This window comes from Vibrio hepatarius (assembly GCF_011806575.1).
Lineage (GTDB): Bacteria > Pseudomonadota > Gammaproteobacteria > Enterobacterales > Vibrionaceae > Vibrio > Vibrio hepatarius_A.
On record NZ_JAATOO010000022.1, the window covers coordinates 36,599 to 54,218 of the forward strand.

The 17,620-nt window shown below is 47.2% G+C and carries 16 protein-coding genes; 7 read left to right on the forward strand and 9 right to left on the reverse strand.

Annotated features, from left to right (window positions below; all coding sequences use genetic code 11):
• Positions 1–18 precede the first annotated feature (18 nt).
• Both HCZ42_RS16360 and HCZ42_RS16365 read right to left on the reverse strand, forming a co-directional pair.
• Positions 19–963: a LysR family transcriptional regulator gene (locus HCZ42_RS16360; RefSeq protein WP_167421799.1), complete on the reverse strand. Its 945-nt coding sequence runs from the start codon at positions 961–963 to the stop codon at positions 19–21.
• A gap of 156 nt (positions 964–1,119) precedes the next feature.
• Positions 1,120–1,305: a hypothetical protein gene (locus HCZ42_RS16365; RefSeq protein WP_167421869.1), complete on the reverse strand. Its 186-nt coding sequence runs from the start codon at positions 1,303–1,305 to the stop codon at positions 1,120–1,122.
• A 135-nt stretch (positions 1,306–1,440) separates the two neighbouring features.
• Between HCZ42_RS16365 and tusA the strand changes: the two genes are divergently transcribed.
• Complete coding sequence (gene tusA, locus HCZ42_RS16370) at positions 1,441–1,689, forward strand: sulfurtransferase TusA (protein WP_053408035.1); 249 nt, start codon at positions 1,441–1,443, stop codon at positions 1,687–1,689.
• A gap of 48 nt (positions 1,690–1,737) precedes the next feature.
• On the opposite strand, the gene HCZ42_RS16375 is transcribed toward tusA, so the two are convergent.
• Entirely contained in the window at positions 1,738–1,998 is a 261-nt protein-coding gene (locus tag HCZ42_RS16375; protein ID WP_167421800.1) for a hypothetical protein, read from the reverse strand.
• 225 nt (positions 1,999–2,223) lie between these two features.
• Positions 2,224–2,781 (reverse strand): TMEM165/GDT1 family protein, encoded by a 558-nt coding sequence (locus HCZ42_RS16380; protein ID WP_167421801.1) that lies wholly within the window; start codon positions 2,779–2,781, stop codon positions 2,224–2,226.
• Positions 2,782–3,261: 480 nt separating this feature from the next.
• Here HCZ42_RS16380 and glyQ point away from each other — a divergent pair, with 480 nt between their 5' ends.
• The 3 genes from glyQ to HCZ42_RS16395 all read left to right on the forward strand — a co-directional run bounded on the left by glyQ (position 3,262) and on the right by HCZ42_RS16395 (position 7,697).
• Positions 3,262–4,179, forward strand: coding sequence for a glycine--tRNA ligase subunit alpha (gene glyQ / locus HCZ42_RS16385; protein WP_053408032.1), 918 nt, complete (start codon positions 3,262–3,264; stop codon positions 4,177–4,179).
• A 13-nt stretch (positions 4,180–4,192) separates the two neighbouring features.
• On the forward strand, positions 4,193–6,259 hold the full coding sequence (gene glyS / locus HCZ42_RS16390) for a glycine--tRNA ligase subunit beta (protein WP_167421803.1): 2,067 nt from the start codon (positions 4,193–4,195) through the stop codon (positions 6,257–6,259).
• 187 nt (positions 6,260–6,446) lie between these two features.
• On the forward strand, positions 6,447–7,697 hold the full coding sequence (locus HCZ42_RS16395; protein ID WP_167421805.1) for a valine--pyruvate transaminase: 1,251 nt from the start codon (positions 6,447–6,449) through the stop codon (positions 7,695–7,697).
• 68 nt (positions 7,698–7,765) lie between these two features.
• Here HCZ42_RS16395 and HCZ42_RS16400 read toward each other — a convergent pair whose 3' ends face one another.
• The 5 genes from HCZ42_RS16400 to dnaA form a co-directional block, all read right to left on the reverse strand.
• Positions 7,766–8,200 carry an Hsp20 family protein gene (locus HCZ42_RS16400; protein WP_167421807.1) on the reverse strand — a complete coding sequence of 145 codons (435 nt, stop codon included), beginning with the start codon at positions 8,198–8,200 and terminating at the stop codon, positions 7,766–7,768.
• 453 nt (positions 8,201–8,653) lie between these two features.
• The gene (gene gyrB, locus HCZ42_RS16405; protein ID WP_167421808.1) at positions 8,654–11,071 is read right to left on the reverse strand and encodes a DNA topoisomerase (ATP-hydrolyzing) subunit B; all 2,418 of its coding nucleotides are present in this window, start codon (positions 11,069–11,071) and stop codon (positions 8,654–8,656) included.
• Positions 11,072–11,084: 13 nt separating this feature from the next.
• Positions 11,085–12,167, reverse strand: a complete 1,083-nt coding sequence (recF, locus tag HCZ42_RS16410; protein ID WP_167421810.1) for a DNA replication/repair protein RecF — start codon at positions 12,165–12,167, stop codon at positions 11,085–11,087.
• A 1-nt stretch (position 12,168) separates the two neighbouring features.
• A complete protein-coding gene (gene dnaN / locus HCZ42_RS16415; protein ID WP_167421812.1) occupies positions 12,169–13,269 on the reverse strand; it encodes a DNA polymerase III subunit beta in 1,101 nt (366 codons plus the stop codon).
• Positions 13,270–13,363: 94 nt separating this feature from the next.
• Positions 13,364–14,770, reverse strand: a complete 1,407-nt coding sequence (gene dnaA / locus HCZ42_RS16420; RefSeq protein WP_167421814.1) for a chromosomal replication initiator protein DnaA — start codon at positions 14,768–14,770, stop codon at positions 13,364–13,366.
• 384 nt (positions 14,771–15,154) lie between these two features.
• Between dnaA and HCZ42_RS16425 the strand changes: the two genes are divergently transcribed.
• From HCZ42_RS16425 to HCZ42_RS16435, 3 genes are all read left to right on the forward strand, one after another.
• Positions 15,155–15,904, forward strand: coding sequence for an amino acid ABC transporter substrate-binding protein (locus HCZ42_RS16425; protein WP_167421816.1), 750 nt, complete (start codon positions 15,155–15,157; stop codon positions 15,902–15,904).
• A gap of 115 nt (positions 15,905–16,019) precedes the next feature.
• Positions 16,020–16,691, forward strand: a complete 672-nt coding sequence (locus HCZ42_RS16430) for an amino acid ABC transporter permease (protein ID WP_167421818.1) — start codon at positions 16,020–16,022, stop codon at positions 16,689–16,691.
• A complete protein-coding gene (locus tag HCZ42_RS16435; RefSeq protein ID WP_167421820.1) occupies positions 16,688–17,425 on the forward strand; it encodes an amino acid ABC transporter ATP-binding protein in 738 nt (245 codons plus the stop codon). The genes HCZ42_RS16430 and HCZ42_RS16435 overlap by 4 nt, the downstream gene beginning before the upstream one ends.
• Positions 17,426–17,620: the final 195 nt, after the last annotated feature.

Consider the following 17,620-nt stretch of genomic DNA (forward strand, 5'->3'; position numbering starts at 1 on the left):
GCAATGCTGGCTCTTTTGTTATCCATTCAATCCCATGTCTTCTATCCGTTTGGCAATCAAACGACCACATTCTTCCTTAACAATGCTTCGCAACCATTCTTGTGCAGGAGAATGCTCACAGCGCGGATGCCAAATCATCGAGTAGTCAAACGGCGTAAAGTGGAACGGCAACGGTTTCACCACCAAGTCATACCGCTCAGCAACCAAGTAAGCGAGATCTGCTGGCACGGTGATAATCAACGGCATGGTATCGACAATCGTCAGCGCCGCTTCAAGATGATATGCGCGTAGGACCATTCTTCGCTCGGGATACTCAACCAACGCTTGCTCAATCAGAGCTTTCACCCCATCACTGATGGCGATCATCGCATGTGGACACGTGAGGTAGTCTTGCAAGCTCATTTCAGTATCAGCCAAAGGATGCTGTTTGGACAATAAACACAGCACCCCCACCCGGCCAAGAATTTCACTGCGCAGCGGTTCAACCGGACCAATCGGACGACAGATCGCCAAATCGGCGCCTTCATACGTCAATTGGTCATCTAACCGGTCGTACTGCAGCGGAAGAAAGTTAAACGACACCTTGGGCGCTTCTTGATAAATACGCGGTAAAGCAAACGGCAAAATGGTCTGCATCGCATAATCGGTGGTCGCAATGGTGAACGTCTGTTCGCAACTACTGGGTTCAAACTCGATCGGCGAAAGAATTTGTCGCAACGATTCCAACGGTTCACCCAACGCCCTATCAATTTCAAGCGCTTTCTCGGTCGGAATTAGATGCTGGCCTTGGCGGGTAAAAAGTGGGTCGCCAAGCATGTCACGCAGTCGCCCAAGCACTCGACTCATCGCCGACTGGCTTAAATTGAGCCGATGCGCCGCCTTGCTCACGCTGGATTCTTCAATCAGTACTCGCAAAGCCACAAACAGGTTTAAGTCGCGTCGGTAGATCTCTTCTAATTCCACAAGTAGCCACTTCTTTTTACAAGGTATTAGTCAGATTCTACTCTTTAGGCAAAAAAAATCCCGCCTTTCAGCGGGGAAGCCCAAGAAAAATGGGGATAGTGTCGGAATGTATTTGAGTGTAGTTACAAATGTTGAAGGATGTTGGAAGGTCATCCATCAATGTTCTTGCTCTTCTGATGCGCTCGGCCAACGATGCATCTCGAGCCAAATCCCTACGACCGTCGCAACCATGCCAAGTAATGGCATAAACGACGGTTCAGTTGGTGAACGTAAAACAAGGGCGCAGAAGGAGATAAAACACAACACAGAATAGATTGTGAGACGATCTAATGCTGTCATAATCGCTGCTCCTTGGTTTAATTGTTACCAACTTGTTAACTAAGTTAAAACAAATTGATCTGTTTGCCAAGTGCTTATTGAATATTTTTTCTTCAGCAGTATTATCTACGCCCAGATCAGAGCAAAAAAGATATGACCATGACATTCAATCCAGAGCAGGCAACACATACTCTCGAAGCGGAAGGACTACGCTGCCCAGAGCCAGTTATGATGGTCAGGAAGACAATTCGAACCATGAACGATGGGGATGTGTTGTTGGTGAAAGCCGACGACCCATCAACAACTCGCGATATTCCGAGCTTCTGTCGCTTTATGGATCATCAGTTGATTGCAGCCCAAACCGATGAGCTGCCATACCAATACCTTATCAAGAAGGGTGTTGAGTAACGCATGTGCGTCAAACAAAATAAAACGGCAGCCTGAGGCTGCCGTTTTTTATTCTTCATACTCTAGGGTTCGTACTTCTGACTGGAGTTTATTGATCTGCTTTTTCATCGCACGCATTTCTTCATGCATCGGGATAATATGCGCAACCCGAATCCATGCCTCTACCGTCAAGCCAGTGAGAATAAACGCACCTGCTACGATCGGGATCCACATATCCGTGAGCACCATCGCTAACAAACACAGCGCCAAACCAAAGGTGAACAAATAGCTCTGACTTTTTGGGGACATCCCCATATAACGTGTAAGCATAAACTTGCCCTCTCGCTACACTCTTCATACTTAAAACCACCGCCAACATACGAAGTTTCAACTAATCCGAGTAATATCATTCACATGATTAAAGTAGCATGACAACGATGACACAAATATGTCAGACGTCACCCTTTGACCAATTTATCGCCAAAGTGATATCCAGTTGAGACTTTGTGACTTATTGATATTTAAAAGATTATCAATAAGTCACGTCGATTTACGTTACGAGTAGAAGTAAGCACCGACGGCTAATGCCGCAAACAGAGCTGCGGTGATTTTTCGGATCAGCGCCAATGGCATCTTATCTGCTGACAGCTTACCAATCACAACCACAGGAACGTTCGCCAGCAACATACCAATTGTGGTCCCCAGTACCACCAGACTCAGCGCATCAGCGTATTGCGCGCCCAAAATTGAGGTCGCAATCTGGGTTTTATCGCCGATTTCGGCCACAAAGAAGACAATAAAACTGGCGACAAATGGACCGCGATTAGAGATCTCTTCATCGTCATCCAGTTTGTCAGGGATCAGTACCCACGCCGCCATCGCAGCGAAACTGACCACCAGCACCCACTTTAACACTTCAGGAGATAAGTAATCGGCGACCACCACACCCAACCATGCTGCTAAAGCGTGATTAGCAATAGTAGCGAAAAAGATCGCAGCAATAATTGGAATCGGTTTACGGTAACGACTGGCAAGAAGTAGAGATAGCAATTGGGTCTTATCACCAATTTCTGCTAAGGCTACGGTTGTAATTGAAATAGCTAAAACGCTCACGACATGCTCATTGGGGCAGGGATAATTATTTAAACCATAGACAAACCTCGTGCCCCACCCCGGTTCACGATGTTTATCTAAGGTCTTGCTAAACCCATCAAGCGATGAGTCTCGAGCGCCATGGTGATTTTGCACCAATTATGTTGACGAACGAACTAAGTGGACAAGGATATCGACTTAGTAAGCTACTCCCCAAAGATGGGCGCTATTTTAGCCACCACTCTGCGTTAGAACAAGTAGCAAAGCGCGCAAAAACTCCCTTTTAAGAAAATTTAGGCGAATAAGCCGTTAAATTTCCATTAAAGGAGAAATATGCCTAGGAATTAATCAAGATTAACCCTACTCCCATAACCAATATCTGGGTATACTTGATTGTTATTTTATTCAACCGTAATTACTCTTTATCGCCCCTGTTTGAGTGCAAAACTCGACAGAAAAAACGAATTAATGAGTAACTAGAGAATCGCGCGAACCTGACTTATGCAAAAATACGATATCAAAACCTTCCAGGGAATGATCCTCGCGCTGCAGGATTATTGGGCTCAAAATGGTTGTACCATTGTTCAACCGCTAGATATGGAAGTAGGTGCGGGTACCTCTCACCCAATGACCTGTCTACGAGCGCTTGGCCCAGAGCCAATGTCTACAGCTTACGTACAACCTTCACGTCGTCCGACCGATGGCCGTTACGGTGAAAACCCTAACCGTCTTCAGCACTACTATCAATTCCAAGTAGCGCTAAAACCGTCTCCAGACAATATTCAAGAGTTGTACCTTGGCTCCCTTGAAGTTCTTGGTATTGACCCACTTGTACACGACATCCGTTTCGTAGAAGACAACTGGGAAAACCCAACGCTTGGCGCATGGGGTCTAGGCTGGGAAGTGTGGCTAAACGGCATGGAAGTGACTCAGTTTACTTACTTCCAACAAGTTGGTGGTCTTGAGTGTAAACCGGTAACGGGTGAAATCACTTACGGTATCGAACGTCTAGCTATGTACATCCAAGAAGTAGACTCGGTTTACGACCTAACTTGGAACATCGCACCAGACGGCAGCAAAGTGACTTATGGTGATATTTTCCACCAAAACGAAGTGGAACAATCGACTTACAACTTCGAGCACGCAGACGTAGATTTCCTATTTAGCTTCTTCGAGCAGTGCGAGAAAGAGTGTAAAGAGCTATTAGAGCTTGAAAAACCACTTCCTTTACCAGCTTACGAGCGCATCCTGAAAGCGGGTCACGCATTCAACCTACTAGACGCACGCAAAGCGATCTCAGTAACTGAACGTCAACGTTACATCCTGCGCATCCGCAATCTGACTAAAGCAGTAGCAGAAGCATACTACGCATCGCGTGAAGCTCTTGGCTTCCCAATGTGTAAGAAAGAACAAGCGTAAGGGGTAGAGTAACATGGCAAAAGAATTTCTAATCGAGCTAGGCACAGAAGAGCTACCACCAACGCAACTTCGCACTCTAGCTGAAGCATTCGCAGCAAACTTCGAAGCAGAACTAAAAAACGCTGAGCTTGCTCACGAAGGCGTAAAATGGTTCGCGGCACCTCGTCGTCTTGCACTTAAAGTGGCTGCACTGGCAGAAAGCCAATCAGACAAAGTGGTTGAAAAACGTGGTCCTGCGGTTTCTGCCGCATTTGACGCAGAAGGCAATCCGACTAAAGCCGCTCAAGGCTGGGCTCGTGGTTGTGGCATCACCGTTGACCAAGCGGATCGCATGGTAACCGACAAAGGCGAATGGCTACTGTTCAAGCAAGAAGTCAAAGGTAAGCCGGCTTCTGAGATCGTGGTTGAACTCGCAGCAAAAGCGCTGGCAAACCTACCGATCGCAAAACCAATGCGTTGGGGTAACAAAACCACGCAATTTATCCGTCCAGTTAAAACGCTAACCATGCTAATGGGTAGCGACCTAATCGAAGGCGAAATCTTAGGTGTCGCTTCTGACCGCACTATCCGTGGTCACCGCTTTATGGGTGAGCAAGAATTTACTATCGATTCTGCTGAGCAATACCCTGCGATCCTAGAAGAACGCGGTAAAGTGATGGCAGATTACGAAGCGCGTAAAGCCATCATCCTAGCCGACGCTCAAAAAGCGGCAGCCGCCGTTGGTGGTATTGCTGACCTTGAAGATGACCTAGTAGAAGAAGTGACTTCTCTGGTTGAATGGCCAGTCGTGCTTACCGCGAAGTTTGAAGAAGAATTCCTAAAAGTTCCTTCTGAAGCCTTGGTTTACACCATGAAAGGCGACCAAAAGTACTTCCCTGTCTACACAGAAGACAAGCAATTGCTGCCTAATTTCATCTTCGTATCCAATATCGAATCGAAAGAACCTCGCTACGTTATCGAAGGTAATGAGAAAGTGGTTCGCCCTCGTCTTGCTGACGCTGAGTTCTTCTTCAACACAGACCGTAAGCGTCCGCTTATCGACCGTCTTCCTGAACTAGAAACAGCAATCTTCCAAAAGCAACTGGGTACGATCAAAGACAAAACAGACCGCATCACAGAACTTGCTGGCTACATCGCTGAGCAAATTGGTGCTGACGTAGAGAAATCGAAGCGTGCAGGCCTGCTAGCGAAATGTGACCTAATGACCTCAATGGTATTCGAATTTACGGATACTCAAGGTGTAATGGGTATGCACTACGCGCGCCACGACGGTGAAGCAGAAGAAGTGGCAGTGGCACTGAACGAGCAATACATGCCTCGTTTCGCAGGTGATGAACTGCCATCTAACGGCGTTTCAACCGCAGTTGCTATGGCTGACAAGCTAGACACGATCGTAGGTATCTTCGGTATCGGTCAAGCGCCGAAAGGCAGCGACCCATTCGCACTGCGCCGCGCGTCGCTAGGTGTACTACGTATCATCGTTGAATACGGTTACAACCTAGATCTCGTTGACCTAGTTGCAAAAGCGAAGTCTCTATTTGGTGACCGTTTAACTAACGACAACGTTGAACAAGACGTGATTGAATTTATGCTTGGTCGTTTCCGTGCTTGGTACCAAGACGAAGGCTTCAGCGTAGACATCATTCAAGCAGTACTGGCTCGTCGTCCGACTAAACCAGCAGACTTCGACCAACGTGTTAAAGCGGTATCTCACTTCCGTGAGTTGGAAGCGGCAGAGTCTCTAGCAGCAGCGAACAAACGTGTCGGTAACATCCTTGCGAAATTCGACGGCGAACTAGCAGCAGAGATTGACCTAGCATTGCTACAAGAAGACGCAGAGAAAGCACTAGCAGAAAGCGTTGAAGTCATGACAGAAGCGCTAGAACCTGCATTTGCAACCGGTAACTACCAAGAAGCGCTAAACAAGCTAGCTGACCTACGTGAGCCAGTGGATGCGTTCTTCGATAACGTCATGGTAATGGCAGACGACGAAGCACTGAAGAAGAACCGTCTGACTCTACTGAACAATCTACGTAATCTATTCCTGCAAATTGCGGATATTTCACTACTGCAGAAGTAATTCTCAGCTGAAATCATTATGTATGCGCAAGCCCGGCTCTTTGAGTCGGGCTTTATTTTTATCTAAAGCCAAATATTGTGCTTTGCGTCGTAAAAACATTAGGGTAAGGTCAAGTATTACACTATTAGCTGATCTCCATCAGCGTATTACATATAAAGCAAACACAATGAATTAGGTAAAAGTAGCAATGCAGTTTTCTAAGTTTGGTGACAAGTTTAATCAGTATTCCGGTATCACGCAGTTAATGGACGACCTTAATGATGGTCTGCGCACTCCAGGCGCCATCATGCTCGGTGGAGGTAACCCAGCCGCCATACCTGCCATGCTCGAGTACTTTCATCAAACCAGTGAAGAACTGCTCGCCAACGGTGACCTCGTCGCTGCGCTGACCAACTACGATGGCCCTCAAGGCAAAGACGTCTTTGTCAAAGCACTGGCGAAGCTATTTAGAGAGACGTACGGCTGGAATATTAGCGAGAAAAACATCAGCCTGACGAACGGCAGCCAAAGCGGCTTCTTTTACCTGTTTAACCTGCTCGCAGGCCAACAAGCCGACGGTTCACACAAGAAGATCTTATTGCCTATCGCCCCTGAATACATTGGTTATGGGGACGCGGGCATTGATGAGAACATCTTTGTTTCTTATCACCCAGAAATTGAATTGCTCGACAACGGCCTGTTCAAATACCACGTTGATTTTGAAGAGTTGAAAGTTGATGAATCAGTGGCGGCGATCTGCGCCTCTCGCCCGACTAACCCAACCGGAAACGTTCTAACCGACGAAGAAATCCACAAATTGGATAAGCTGGCGCGTGAAAACAACATTCCACTGATCATCGACAATGCCTACGGTTTGCCGTTTCCAAATATCATTTTCGAGGACGTCGAACCATTCTGGAATGAAAACACCATCTTGTGCATGAGCCTATCGAAGTTGGGCCTGCCAGGCGTGCGCTGTGGGATTGTGATTGCCAGTGAAGAAATCACTCAGGCGATGACCAATATGAACGGAATCATCAGCCTTGCGCCGGGTAGCGTTGGACCTACCTTTGCCAACCACATGATCGCAAAAGACGACCTGCTCAAACTCAGTACTAACGTCATTAAGCCGTTTTACCAACACAAGTCGCAACGTGCGGTGCAACTGCTACAAGACGCCATCACTGACCCAAGGTTCCGTATCCATAAGCCGGAAGGTGCGATTTTCCTATGGCTATGGTTCGATGAACTACCGATCACGACCATGGAACTCTACAAGCGTCTTAAAGCGCGAGGCGTTTTGATTGTACCGGGAGAATACTTCTTTATCGGTCAAGAAGATGACTGGGAACACGCGCATCAATGTCTGCGTATGAACTACGTACAAGATGATGAAGCGATGCAAAAAGGCATTGCGGTGATCGCAGAAGAAGTCGCCAAAGCCTACCAACAAGGCTAAATGGAATTAAAAAAGAGCGCCAATCGGCGCTCTTTCACTCTTTATATCTTTACCTCAACTAACGGCTATTAACCTTCAATCAGTTTCTTGCCGTTGATGGCAATTTTACGCGGTTGCATCGCTTCTGGAATTTCACGTTCTAGATCGATGTGTAGCAAGCCATTTTCCATGCTTGCACCGACCACTTTTACGTAGTCTGCCAATTGGAACTTACGTTCAAAGTCGCGTTCTGCGATACCTTGGTAGACGTAATTTTTCTCGCCTTCTTCTTTGCGTTCACCCTTAACGATCAACATATTGTCTTTTTGCATTAGGTCGAGTTGATCCTCTGCAAAACCCGCTACAGCCATAGTGATGCGGTAGTTGTTCTCGTCTTTTTGTTCAATGTTGTATGGAGGGTAACCGCCAGAGCTGCTTTTCGCTGCGTTCGCTTCCATCATGTTGAGAAGACGGTCGAAGCCGATTGCGTTGCGGTATAAAGGAGTGAAATCTACAGTTCTCATAATACTATCCTCTTAATAAGCAATAGTCTTAGCCGTGAGTGTCCAAAGCCAGCTTTGGTGGCTAAGCGATTCATTACCATTCCTCAGGCAAACGAGCGCAGGGACATGGGGCAGAATCTTGGGTTTCAGATTGTGTGCTGGGAAAGTCGTCCTCACTTGAGCGACGCTTGTTACAGCGATGACAGAGGCCCAAATCGCTTGGCACCTCTTCACAACTAGATATATGGATAGGGCAAAATACTTTCAAGGGATTATTTTGAAAAATTTTTTAATTTATTATTTTTCAATTATTTAAAAACAAAAAAGCACCACCCAACGGGCAGTGCTTTCAATTTCTTTAGAGTTTTGAGACGAATCGATTTCGTTTCAGTTCAAGGAAGAGGCGCGGAACATACGAAGGTATGTGAGCACCTCTGACACCGAAATGGAGCGAAAGAGCGAAGTATCAAGGCTCTAAACGTCTAGGTTTGATACCTTAAGTGCATTCTCTTCGATGAAGTTACGACGCGGCTCAACTTGGTCACCCATTAGCGTGGTGAACAGTTGGTCTGCACCAACGGCATCTTCAATCGTTACTTGCATCATGCGACGAGACTCTGGGTCCATGGTGGTTTCCCAAAGCTGGTCAGGGTTCATCTCACCTAGACCTTTGTAACGCTGACGGCTTAGGCCACGTTGCGACTCTTTGATCAGCCAGTTCAGTGCTTCAACAAAGCTATCCACAGGCTGAGTACGCTCACCACGTTTGATGTAAGCGCCCTCTTCCAGCAAACCGTTTAGCGCTTCAGACAGATCCGCTAGCTTGCCGTACTCTTTCGAGTTGATAAGGTCGATACTCAGCGCGTATTCGTGCGTCACGCCGTGAGTACGAACGACAATCTTAGGTAGGTTCAGACCTAGCTCAGCGTGTTGCTCAACTTCAAAGCTGTACTGGCTCGCACCCACTTCTTTCGCATTTAGTTGTTCAACAAGCTGCTTGGTCCACGCTTCCACTGCCGCGGCGTCGTGGCATTGCTCTGCCGTTAGACGTGGTGTGTAAAGCAACTCGTGTAGCATCGCGTATGGGTAACGACGACTCATGCGCTCCACCAGCTTAATACCAGCGTTGTATTGTTGCACCAGTTTCTCTAGCGCTTCGCCCGCCAATGCTGGTGCATCCGCGTTAACGTGTAGAGCCGCGTTATCCAGAGCCAACGCAACCTGGTACTGGTTCATCGCTTCTTCATCTTTGATGTACTGCTCTTGCTTACCTTTCTTCACTTTGTAAAGCGGTGGCTGAGCGATGTACACGTAACCACGCTCAATAAGCTCAGGCATTTGACGGTAGAAGAACGTCAGCAGCAGAGTACGAATGTGAGAACCATCGACGTCCGCATCGGTCATGATGATGATGTTGTGGTAACGCAGTTTATCTGGGTTGTACTCGTCACGACCGATACCACAGCCAAGCGCAGTGATCAGTGTTGCCACTTCCTGTGAAGACAGCATTTTGTCGAAACGTGCTTTTTCTACGTTAAGAATCTTACCTTTCAGCGGCAGGATTGCTTGGTTTTTACGGTTACGACCTTGCTTAGCTGAACCACCCGCAGAGTCACCCTCCACTATGTATAGTTCAGATAGCGCTGGGTCTTTTTCCTGACAGTCCGCTAATTTACCTGGCAGACCCGCTAGGTCTAGTGCGCCTTTACGACGTGTCATTTCGCGCGCTTTACGTGCCGCTTCACGAGCACGAGCCGCGTCGATGATTTTACTACAAACGGTTTTCGCTTCGTTCGGGTGCTCAACTAGGTACTCAGAAAGCTTCTCACCCATCGCCGATTCAACCGCTGACTTCACTTCAGAAGAAACCAGTTTGTCTTTAGTTTGGCTTGAGAATTTTGGATCTGGCACTTTTACCGAGATAACCGCTGTCAGACCTTCACGAGCATCGTCGCCCGACGTCGCCGCTTTGGCTTTCTTCGAGTAGCCTTCTTTGTCCATGAAAGTGTTCAGGGTACGAGTCAGTGCCGAACGGAAACCCGCAAGGTGAGTACCACCATCGCGCTGAGGAATGTTGTTGGTAAAGCAGTAGATGTTCTCTTGGAAACCATCGTTCCACTGCATCGCCACTTCCACAGAAATGCCATCTTCGCGCTCAGAGTTGAAGTGGAATACTTTCTCGTGGATTGGCGTTTTGTTGGTGTTCAAGTGCTCAACAAACGCCTGGATACCACCTTCGTACATGAAGTGGTCATTTTTGTCTTCTTCGCGTTCGTCGCTTAGCTTGATCGACACACCTGAGTTTAGGAACGAAAGCTCACGCAGACGTTTTGCTAGGATATCGTAGTGGAACTCGGTGTTTGAGAAGGTTTCAGCGCTCGGCCAAAAACGGATCATAGTACCAGTTTTATCGGTATCGCCCACAATCGCAAGTGGCGCTTGAGGCTCACCATGACGGTAAGTTTGAGTATGGGTATGACCACCACGGTGGATAGTCAGTTCCACTTTCTCAGACAGAGCGTTTACTACAGAAACACCTACGCCGTGCAGACCACCAGAGACCTTGTATGAGTTGTCGTCAAACTTACCACCAGCGTGAAGTACCGTCATGATAACTTCCGCTGCCGAGACTTGCTCTTCTTCGTGTAACTCTGTTGGAATACCACGACCATCATCGCTCACAGAGACAGAGTTGTCTTCGTGGATAGTTACAATGATGTCTTTACAGTGACCTGCCAACGCTTCATCAATTGAGTTATCCACCACCTCAAAAACCATGTGGTGTAGACCGGTACCGTCATCCGTGTCGCCGATGTACATTCCCGGACGCTTACGTACCGCATCCAGACCCTTTAGTACTTTAATACTCGATGAATCGTAATTTTCAGACATGAGTTATCTTCCACTATATATTTTGTTCTATTGTGCCATGTTCCACATGGAACATCCTGCCATTTTCATCCAACATGTCGGTGATTTGACTTTCGGTAATAGAACTTACAAAAACTTGTGCCCCCGTCTCTTTTAAGCAGTCTGCAAGACGCTTACGACGTTGGCTATCTAATTCAGAAGCAAAGTCATCAATTAAATAGATACATTGCTTGCCAGTCATTTCCGTTAGATGTTGGCCTTGCGCAACACGCAGCGCACACACCATCAGTTTTAACTGGCCACGTGACAGCACATCCTCTACCGGCGTACCGTTCACTTTGATTCTCAAATCGGCTTTATTGGGTCCACTAAACGTGTAACCCAGCGACTGATCCCGTTCGAAGTTCTTTTCCAGAATTTCCTGATAAGGGGTATCTTTATCCCAGCCACGGTAATACTTTAATTGAATGTCGAATTCGGGCAGAAAAGCCTGACAAATCTCTTCAGCTTTGGACTTGAGTTGCTCGACATACAGTGCGCGCCACTGGCTGATATTTTCAGCCAACCGTGCCATTTCTTGATCCCAATAACTGAGTTCTCGATAGCTGGTCGCGGTTTTCAATAACGCATTACGTTGCTTGTTCAGTCGCTTAAAACGTCCCCATGCGTCATAAAAAGCTGACTCGGTATGAAACACGCCCCAATCAATAAATGCGCGGCGATGTTTCGGTCCATCGGTCAACAAATCGAACCCTTCCGGGTGGATTAACTGCAAGGGTAACACTTGTGCCAGCTGAGCTAACTTTTGCCCAGACTGACCGCCTATTTTAACCTCTGTTGAGCCATCGCGCTGCTTATTAATGCCGATCGGTAGCTCAAATTGATCCGAGTTCAAAAAACGACCATGGACAAACAGTTCTTCACAGTCGTTTTGAATCACTCGTCCGGTTAACGAGCTCTTAAATGAACGGCCATGACCCAACAAATAGATCGCTTCAAGCACGCTGGTTTTGCCACTGCCATTCGGGCCAATAAGAAAGTTAAAGCCTGATGATAGGTCGATATCACAGGCTTTAATATTCCGAAATTGCTGAATAATAAGACGAGAGAGCGGCATGCTAGAGTCGAATCGGCATTACCACGTACAGAGCACTGTCATCGTCGGCATTTTCAATCAAGGCACTCGCGTTAGCGTCCGACATCGAAATACGCACTTTCTCACAGCGCAGCGTATTTAATACGTCCAATACGTAGCTAACGTTGAAGCCGATTTCGATCGCCTCGCCTTCAAATGTCACATCGAGCATCTCTTCCGCTTCTTCTTGTTCAGGGTTGTTCGCGGTAATACGCATTTCGCTACCGGCTAAGTTAACCCGAACACCACGGAACTTTTCATTCGATAGAATCGCAGCACGAGAAAATGCCTGACGTAATTCGTCACAACCCGCTTCCAGCGTTTTGGTTGTTTGTTGCGGCATTACGCGGCGATAATCCGGGAAACGGCCGTCAACGAGCTTCGAAGTGAAGACAAAGTTGTTCACTTCCGCGCGAACGTTTGAACTGCCGATTTGCAGCGTCACGGGCTGCTCTGGCGCGTCCATCAGTTTCACCAATTCGAGTACGCCTTTACGCGGTACGATGATTTGGTTTTGCGCAAAATCTGCACCCAGTTGGGTTTGCGATACCGCCATACGGTGACCGTCGGTCGCCACACTGCGTAACGTGCTGCCGTCAATTTCAAACAGCATACCGTTGAGGTAATAACGCACGTCTTGGTTGGCCATCGAGAATTGCGTTTTTTCGATCACGCCGCGCAATTCTGCCTGAGTCAGCGTAATTTCAACTTCACTCTGCCAATCTTCAATATTTGGAAAATCACTCGCAGGTAAGGTTGATAGCGAGAAACGGCTACGGCCTGAACGCACTTGAACGCGGTCACCTTCCAAAACAAAGGTAATGATTGAATCATCCGGTAAGCCACGGCAAATATCGAGGAACTTACGTGACGGTACCGTCACACTGCCCGCTTCAAAATCGCCTTCTAACGTCACTCGGCTGATCAGTTCCACTTCCAAATCCGTTGCCGTCATCGACAATACGTTGTCTTCGACTTTGAGTAGCAAGTTACCCAGGATTGGTAAAGTTGGACGACCACCTAAAGCACCGGATACTTGTTGTAGAGGTTTTAGTAAGTGGCTACGCTCAATGGAAAATTTCATAGGACGCTCTTATCAGATTTCTTTTTTGCTTAGACAAACAGAGTAGTGACCAGGTACTTATACCCTGATCGCCAAGGTATAAGGATACTGTGAATTAAGAAGAAAGGGTACGAATCAAGTTCGAGTAATCTTCTTTGATATCGTGACTCTCTTCACGCAGTTGCTCTATTTTGCGGCAAGCGTGCAGTACGGTGGTATGGTCACGACCACCAAAGGCGTCGCCGATTTCTGGCAAACTGTGGTTGGTCAACTCTTTGGCTAGCGCCATAGCCAGCTGACGTGGTCGCGCGACAGAACGTGAACGACGTTTTGACAGCAAGTCGGCCACTTTAATTTTGTAGTACTCAGCAACCGTCTTTTGAATATTATCGATCGTCACCAATTTCTCTTGCAACGCCAGTAAGTCGCGCAGAGCTTCACGTACGAAGTCAATGGTAATCGGACGACCAGTAAAGTTCGCGTTGGCGATCACGCGGTTCAGCGCACCTTCCAGCTCACGAACATTAGAACGTAGTCGCTTAGCAATAAAGAATGCCACTTCATCAGCCAGATGAATTTGGTGATCTTCTGCTTTCTTCATCAAGATCGCCACACGCGTTTCTAACTCTGGTGGCTCGATCGCAACCGTCAAACCCCAACCAAAACGCGATTTAAGGCGATCTTCAACACCATTGATCTCTTTTGGATAACGGTCTGACGTCAAAATGATTTGTTGGTTACCTTCAAGCAATGCGTTGAAAGTATGGAAAAACTCTTCTTGAGAACGCTCTTTATTGGCGAAGAACTGAATGTCATCGATAAGCAGAGCATCGACACTGCGGTAGTAGCGCTTGAACTCTTCAATCGCGTTATTTTGCAGCGCTTTTACCATATCTTGCACAAAACGCTCAGAGTGCATGTACACCACTTTAGCGTCTGGCTTGTTATCGACAATCGCGTTACCTACCGCGTGCAGCAAGTGGGTTTTACCCAGACCCGTGCCACCGTATAGGAATAATGGGTTGTATGCAGCACCCGGGTTATCCGATACCTGACGAGCCGCGGCCAAACCGAGTTGGTTCGACTTACCTTCAACAAAGTTCTTGAACTTGTGTTTTGGGTTCACGTTTGAGCGGTGGTTGATGTTCGCGACGGCTTCAGCGTCATCATCCCAAGTCTTATGCACAGGTTTACGAGCTTGAAGCTGTGCGGGAGCTGATGACTCTGCGGCAACGTCCGCTGGAGTGCGAGTTGGCACAGGCTTAGGCGCAGAGACACGACGACTGCCGACTTCAAAGCGTAAGCTAGGGACATCGTTACCACAGAATTCACGCAACAGGCGGTTGATGTTGTTTAAGTACTTATCACGTACCCAGTCCAACACAAAACGGTTTGGTGCAAATAAAGTGAGAGTATTGTCATTGAGTTCCGCTTGTAACGGACGTACCCACATACTGAATTCTGTAGCTGGTAGCTCTTCTTGAAGCTGCTGCATACATTGCAACCATAGCGAAGATGACACGGTGCCCCCACTCAAAAGTCGTTATTCGGAAAGATTGGCAATTTTACCTGTTGATAACCAAGATCGCCAGCGATTGATCGATGATCCAGTGAATAAGATCTAAGTTATTCACATTATTTCCGGGATTATTCGGCGGATCCCCACATATTGCCCCATTTTTACTCACACTTTGATCCACAATTGTGCAAATTTGGCTCGATCCTGAGTCTGGTGATAACTCTGTGCATGAAGTTTTCTGCCAATAGATCTCAGTCTAGATTTATTCCTTTCTGCTATTGTTTACTTAGCTTATTACACTGCCATCTAGGTTATTTCTCTTGGTTATTTATCTAATTGATTAAAATGACAGTAGTATTTACAACCATAAATATATGGAGTTTTACTATGAAATACTGGATTAAAGCTGCTGTAGCAGCAATCGCGCTTTCTGCGGCAACGGTTCAAGCAGCTACTGACGTTAAAGTGGGGATGTCTGGTCGCTACTTCCCATTCACGTTCGTACAACAAGATAAACTGCAAGGTTTTGAAGTTGACCTATGGGATGAGATCGGTAAGCGTAACGACTACAACGTAGAATACGTAACCGCAAACTTTTCTGGTTTGTTTGGTCTGCTAGAAACGGGTCGTATCGATACGATTTCAAACCAGATCACGATGACTGAAGCGCGTAAAGCGAAGTACCTATTTGCTGACCCATATGTAGTTGATGGCGCGCAAATCACAGTGCGTAAAGGCAACGACGAAATCCAAGGTATCAATGACCTAGCAGGTAAAACTGTCGCAGTTAACCTAGGTTCGAACTTTGAGCAGCTACTACGTAACTACGACAAAGACGGCGAGATCAACATCAAGACTTACGAAACAGGTATTGAACACGATGTCGCGCTAGGTCGTGCTGACGCATTCGTGATGGACCGTCTATCTGCGCTTGAGCTGATCAAGAAAACCGGTCTTCCGCTACAACTTGCTGGCCAACCATTCGAAACAATCGAAAACGCGTGGCCATTCGTCAACAACGAAAACGGTCAAAAACTGCAAGCTGAAGTGAACAAAGCACTGGCTGCAATGCGCGCAGACGGCACACTAAAAGAAATCTCGCAGAAGTGGTTTGGTGCGGACATCACTACGAAGTAACCACTTACATTTCTTATCCGCATAAACTAGGATAAGTCTCCAAGCCCACTGCCTTGCTTCTTTGCAGTGGGCTTTGCATTTCTACCAAGTACGACTTTTTTAACTGGAATAGGTAATGGGATTCGATTTTAACTACATGCTAGACCTGATGCCGATATTGCTTAAATATCTCGGCACCACAATGGAAATGGCGACGTGGGGATTGGTGTTTTCACTGATTTTATCCGTCATTTTGGCCAATATTCGTGTTTTTCGAGTTCCCGTTCTTGACCAACTCAGCCAGCTTTATATCAGCTTCTTCCGTGGTACCCCGTTGTTGGTGCAATTGTTCCTGCTATATTACGGTTTACCGCAGGTATTTCCGTTTATGGTCGGTCTGGACGCGTTCAGCGCCGCGGTGATCGGTTTAACCCTCCATTTTGCCGCTTACATGGCGGAGAGCATCCGTGCGGCGATCATCGGTATTGACCGCAGCCAGATGGAAGCGAGCTTGTCAGTTGGTATGACGACCTCACAAGCCATGCGTCGAGTGATCTTGCCGCAAGCTACCCGCGTCGCACTGCCTTCGCTGATGAACTATTTCATCGACATGATTAAATCGACGTCGTTGGCATTTACTTTGGGTGTGGCAGAAATTATGGCCAAAGCGCAAATGGAAGCTTCTTCGAGTTTCCGCTTCTTTGAAGCGTTCTTAGCTGTGGCGTTAATTTACTGGGCGGTGGTTGTGCTCCTCACCCGTGTACAGATTTGGGCAGAAGCGAAGTTAAATAAGGCGTACGTACGATGATTAAATTAGCAAATATCCACAAGCGCTTTGGCGATAGCGAAGTGCTGAAAGGTATCGACATCGATATCAAGCAAGGTGAAATCATCGTGATTATCGGCTCGAGCGGTACGGGCAAGTCAACCTTACTACGTACGGTCAACTTTCTCGAAAACGCCGATAAAGGCGTGATTACCATCGATGACGTTAGCGTCGATACCGAGAACCACACCAAAGCAGAAGTGATCGCCCTACGCCGCAAGACGGGCTTTGTGTTCCAAAACTACGCGCTGTTTGCCCATATGACCGCGCGCCAAAATATTGCTGAAGGTCTGATCACGGTACGTGGTTGGAAGAAAATCGACGCGTTAAAGCGCGCGCAAGAGATTTTGGATGACATTGGTTTGGGTGACAAAGGCGATAGTTATCCAGCGGCACTGTCTGGTGGCCAACAACAGCGGGTTGGTATTGGTCGTGCGATGGCACTGCAGCCGGAACTGCTGTTATTTGATGAGCCAACTTCGGCACTTGACCCAGAATGGGTTGGCGAAGTTCTCCAATTAATGAAGGAGTTAGCGACCAAACATCAAACGATGCTGGTGGTAACTCATGAAATGCAATTTGCCAAAGAGGTCGCGGATCGCGTGATCTTTATGGCGGAAGGCAACATTGTTGAGCAGGGATCTCCACAGGATATCTTCGGTAATCCACAAGATCCGCGCTTGAAGAAGTTCCTTCGACAAGTCGGTGCTGAGTAAAGATCACTCGAGAAGATCGTTCGATCCTTGAGATTTTGTTCACACTACGTATAATCGCTCGGCCGGAATTTAGCAGTCGCTCAATGATTGACACTTTGTGTGACTGTGATTACAATTCCGCCTCTTTGTTGAGAGGCGTCGGTTTGTCCTCTTATTTTATATAAAGAAGATGCAATGCCCACGCCGGGTTAACAT

What these genes read in the sequence shown, in the direction of transcription:
- tusA (WP_053408035.1), top strand. Translation starts at nt 1,441, where the DNA reads ATGACATTCAATCCAGAGCAGGCAACACATACTCTCGAAGCGGAAGGA.
- HCZ42_RS16375 (WP_167421800.1), bottom strand. Translation starts at nt 1,998, where the DNA reads ATGCTTACACGTTATATGGGGATGTCCCCAAAAAGTCAGAGCTATTTG.
- glyQ (WP_053408032.1), top strand. Translation starts at nt 3,262, where the DNA reads ATGCAAAAATACGATATCAAAACCTTCCAGGGAATGATCCTCGCGCTG.
- glyS (WP_167421803.1), top strand. Translation starts at nt 4,193, where the DNA reads ATGGCAAAAGAATTTCTAATCGAGCTAGGCACAGAAGAGCTACCACCA.
- HCZ42_RS16395 (WP_167421805.1), top strand. Translation starts at nt 6,447, where the DNA reads ATGCAGTTTTCTAAGTTTGGTGACAAGTTTAATCAGTATTCCGGTATC.
- HCZ42_RS16400 (WP_167421807.1), bottom strand. Translation starts at nt 8,200, where the DNA reads ATGAGAACTGTAGATTTCACTCCTTTATACCGCAACGCAATCGGCTTC.
- gyrB (WP_167421808.1), bottom strand. Translation starts at nt 11,071, where the DNA reads ATGTCTGAAAATTACGATTCATCGAGTATTAAAGTACTAAAGGGTCTG.
- recF (WP_167421810.1), bottom strand. Translation starts at nt 12,167, where the DNA reads ATGCCGCTCTCTCGTCTTATTATTCAGCAATTTCGGAATATTAAAGCC.
- dnaN (WP_167421812.1), bottom strand. Translation starts at nt 13,269, where the DNA reads ATGAAATTTTCCATTGAGCGTAGCCACTTACTAAAACCTCTACAACAA.
- HCZ42_RS16425 (WP_167421816.1), top strand. Translation starts at nt 15,155, where the DNA reads ATGAAATACTGGATTAAAGCTGCTGTAGCAGCAATCGCGCTTTCTGCG.
- HCZ42_RS16430 (WP_167421818.1), top strand. Translation starts at nt 16,020, where the DNA reads ATGGGATTCGATTTTAACTACATGCTAGACCTGATGCCGATATTGCTT.
- HCZ42_RS16435 (WP_167421820.1), top strand. Translation starts at nt 16,688, where the DNA reads ATGATTAAATTAGCAAATATCCACAAGCGCTTTGGCGATAGCGAAGTG.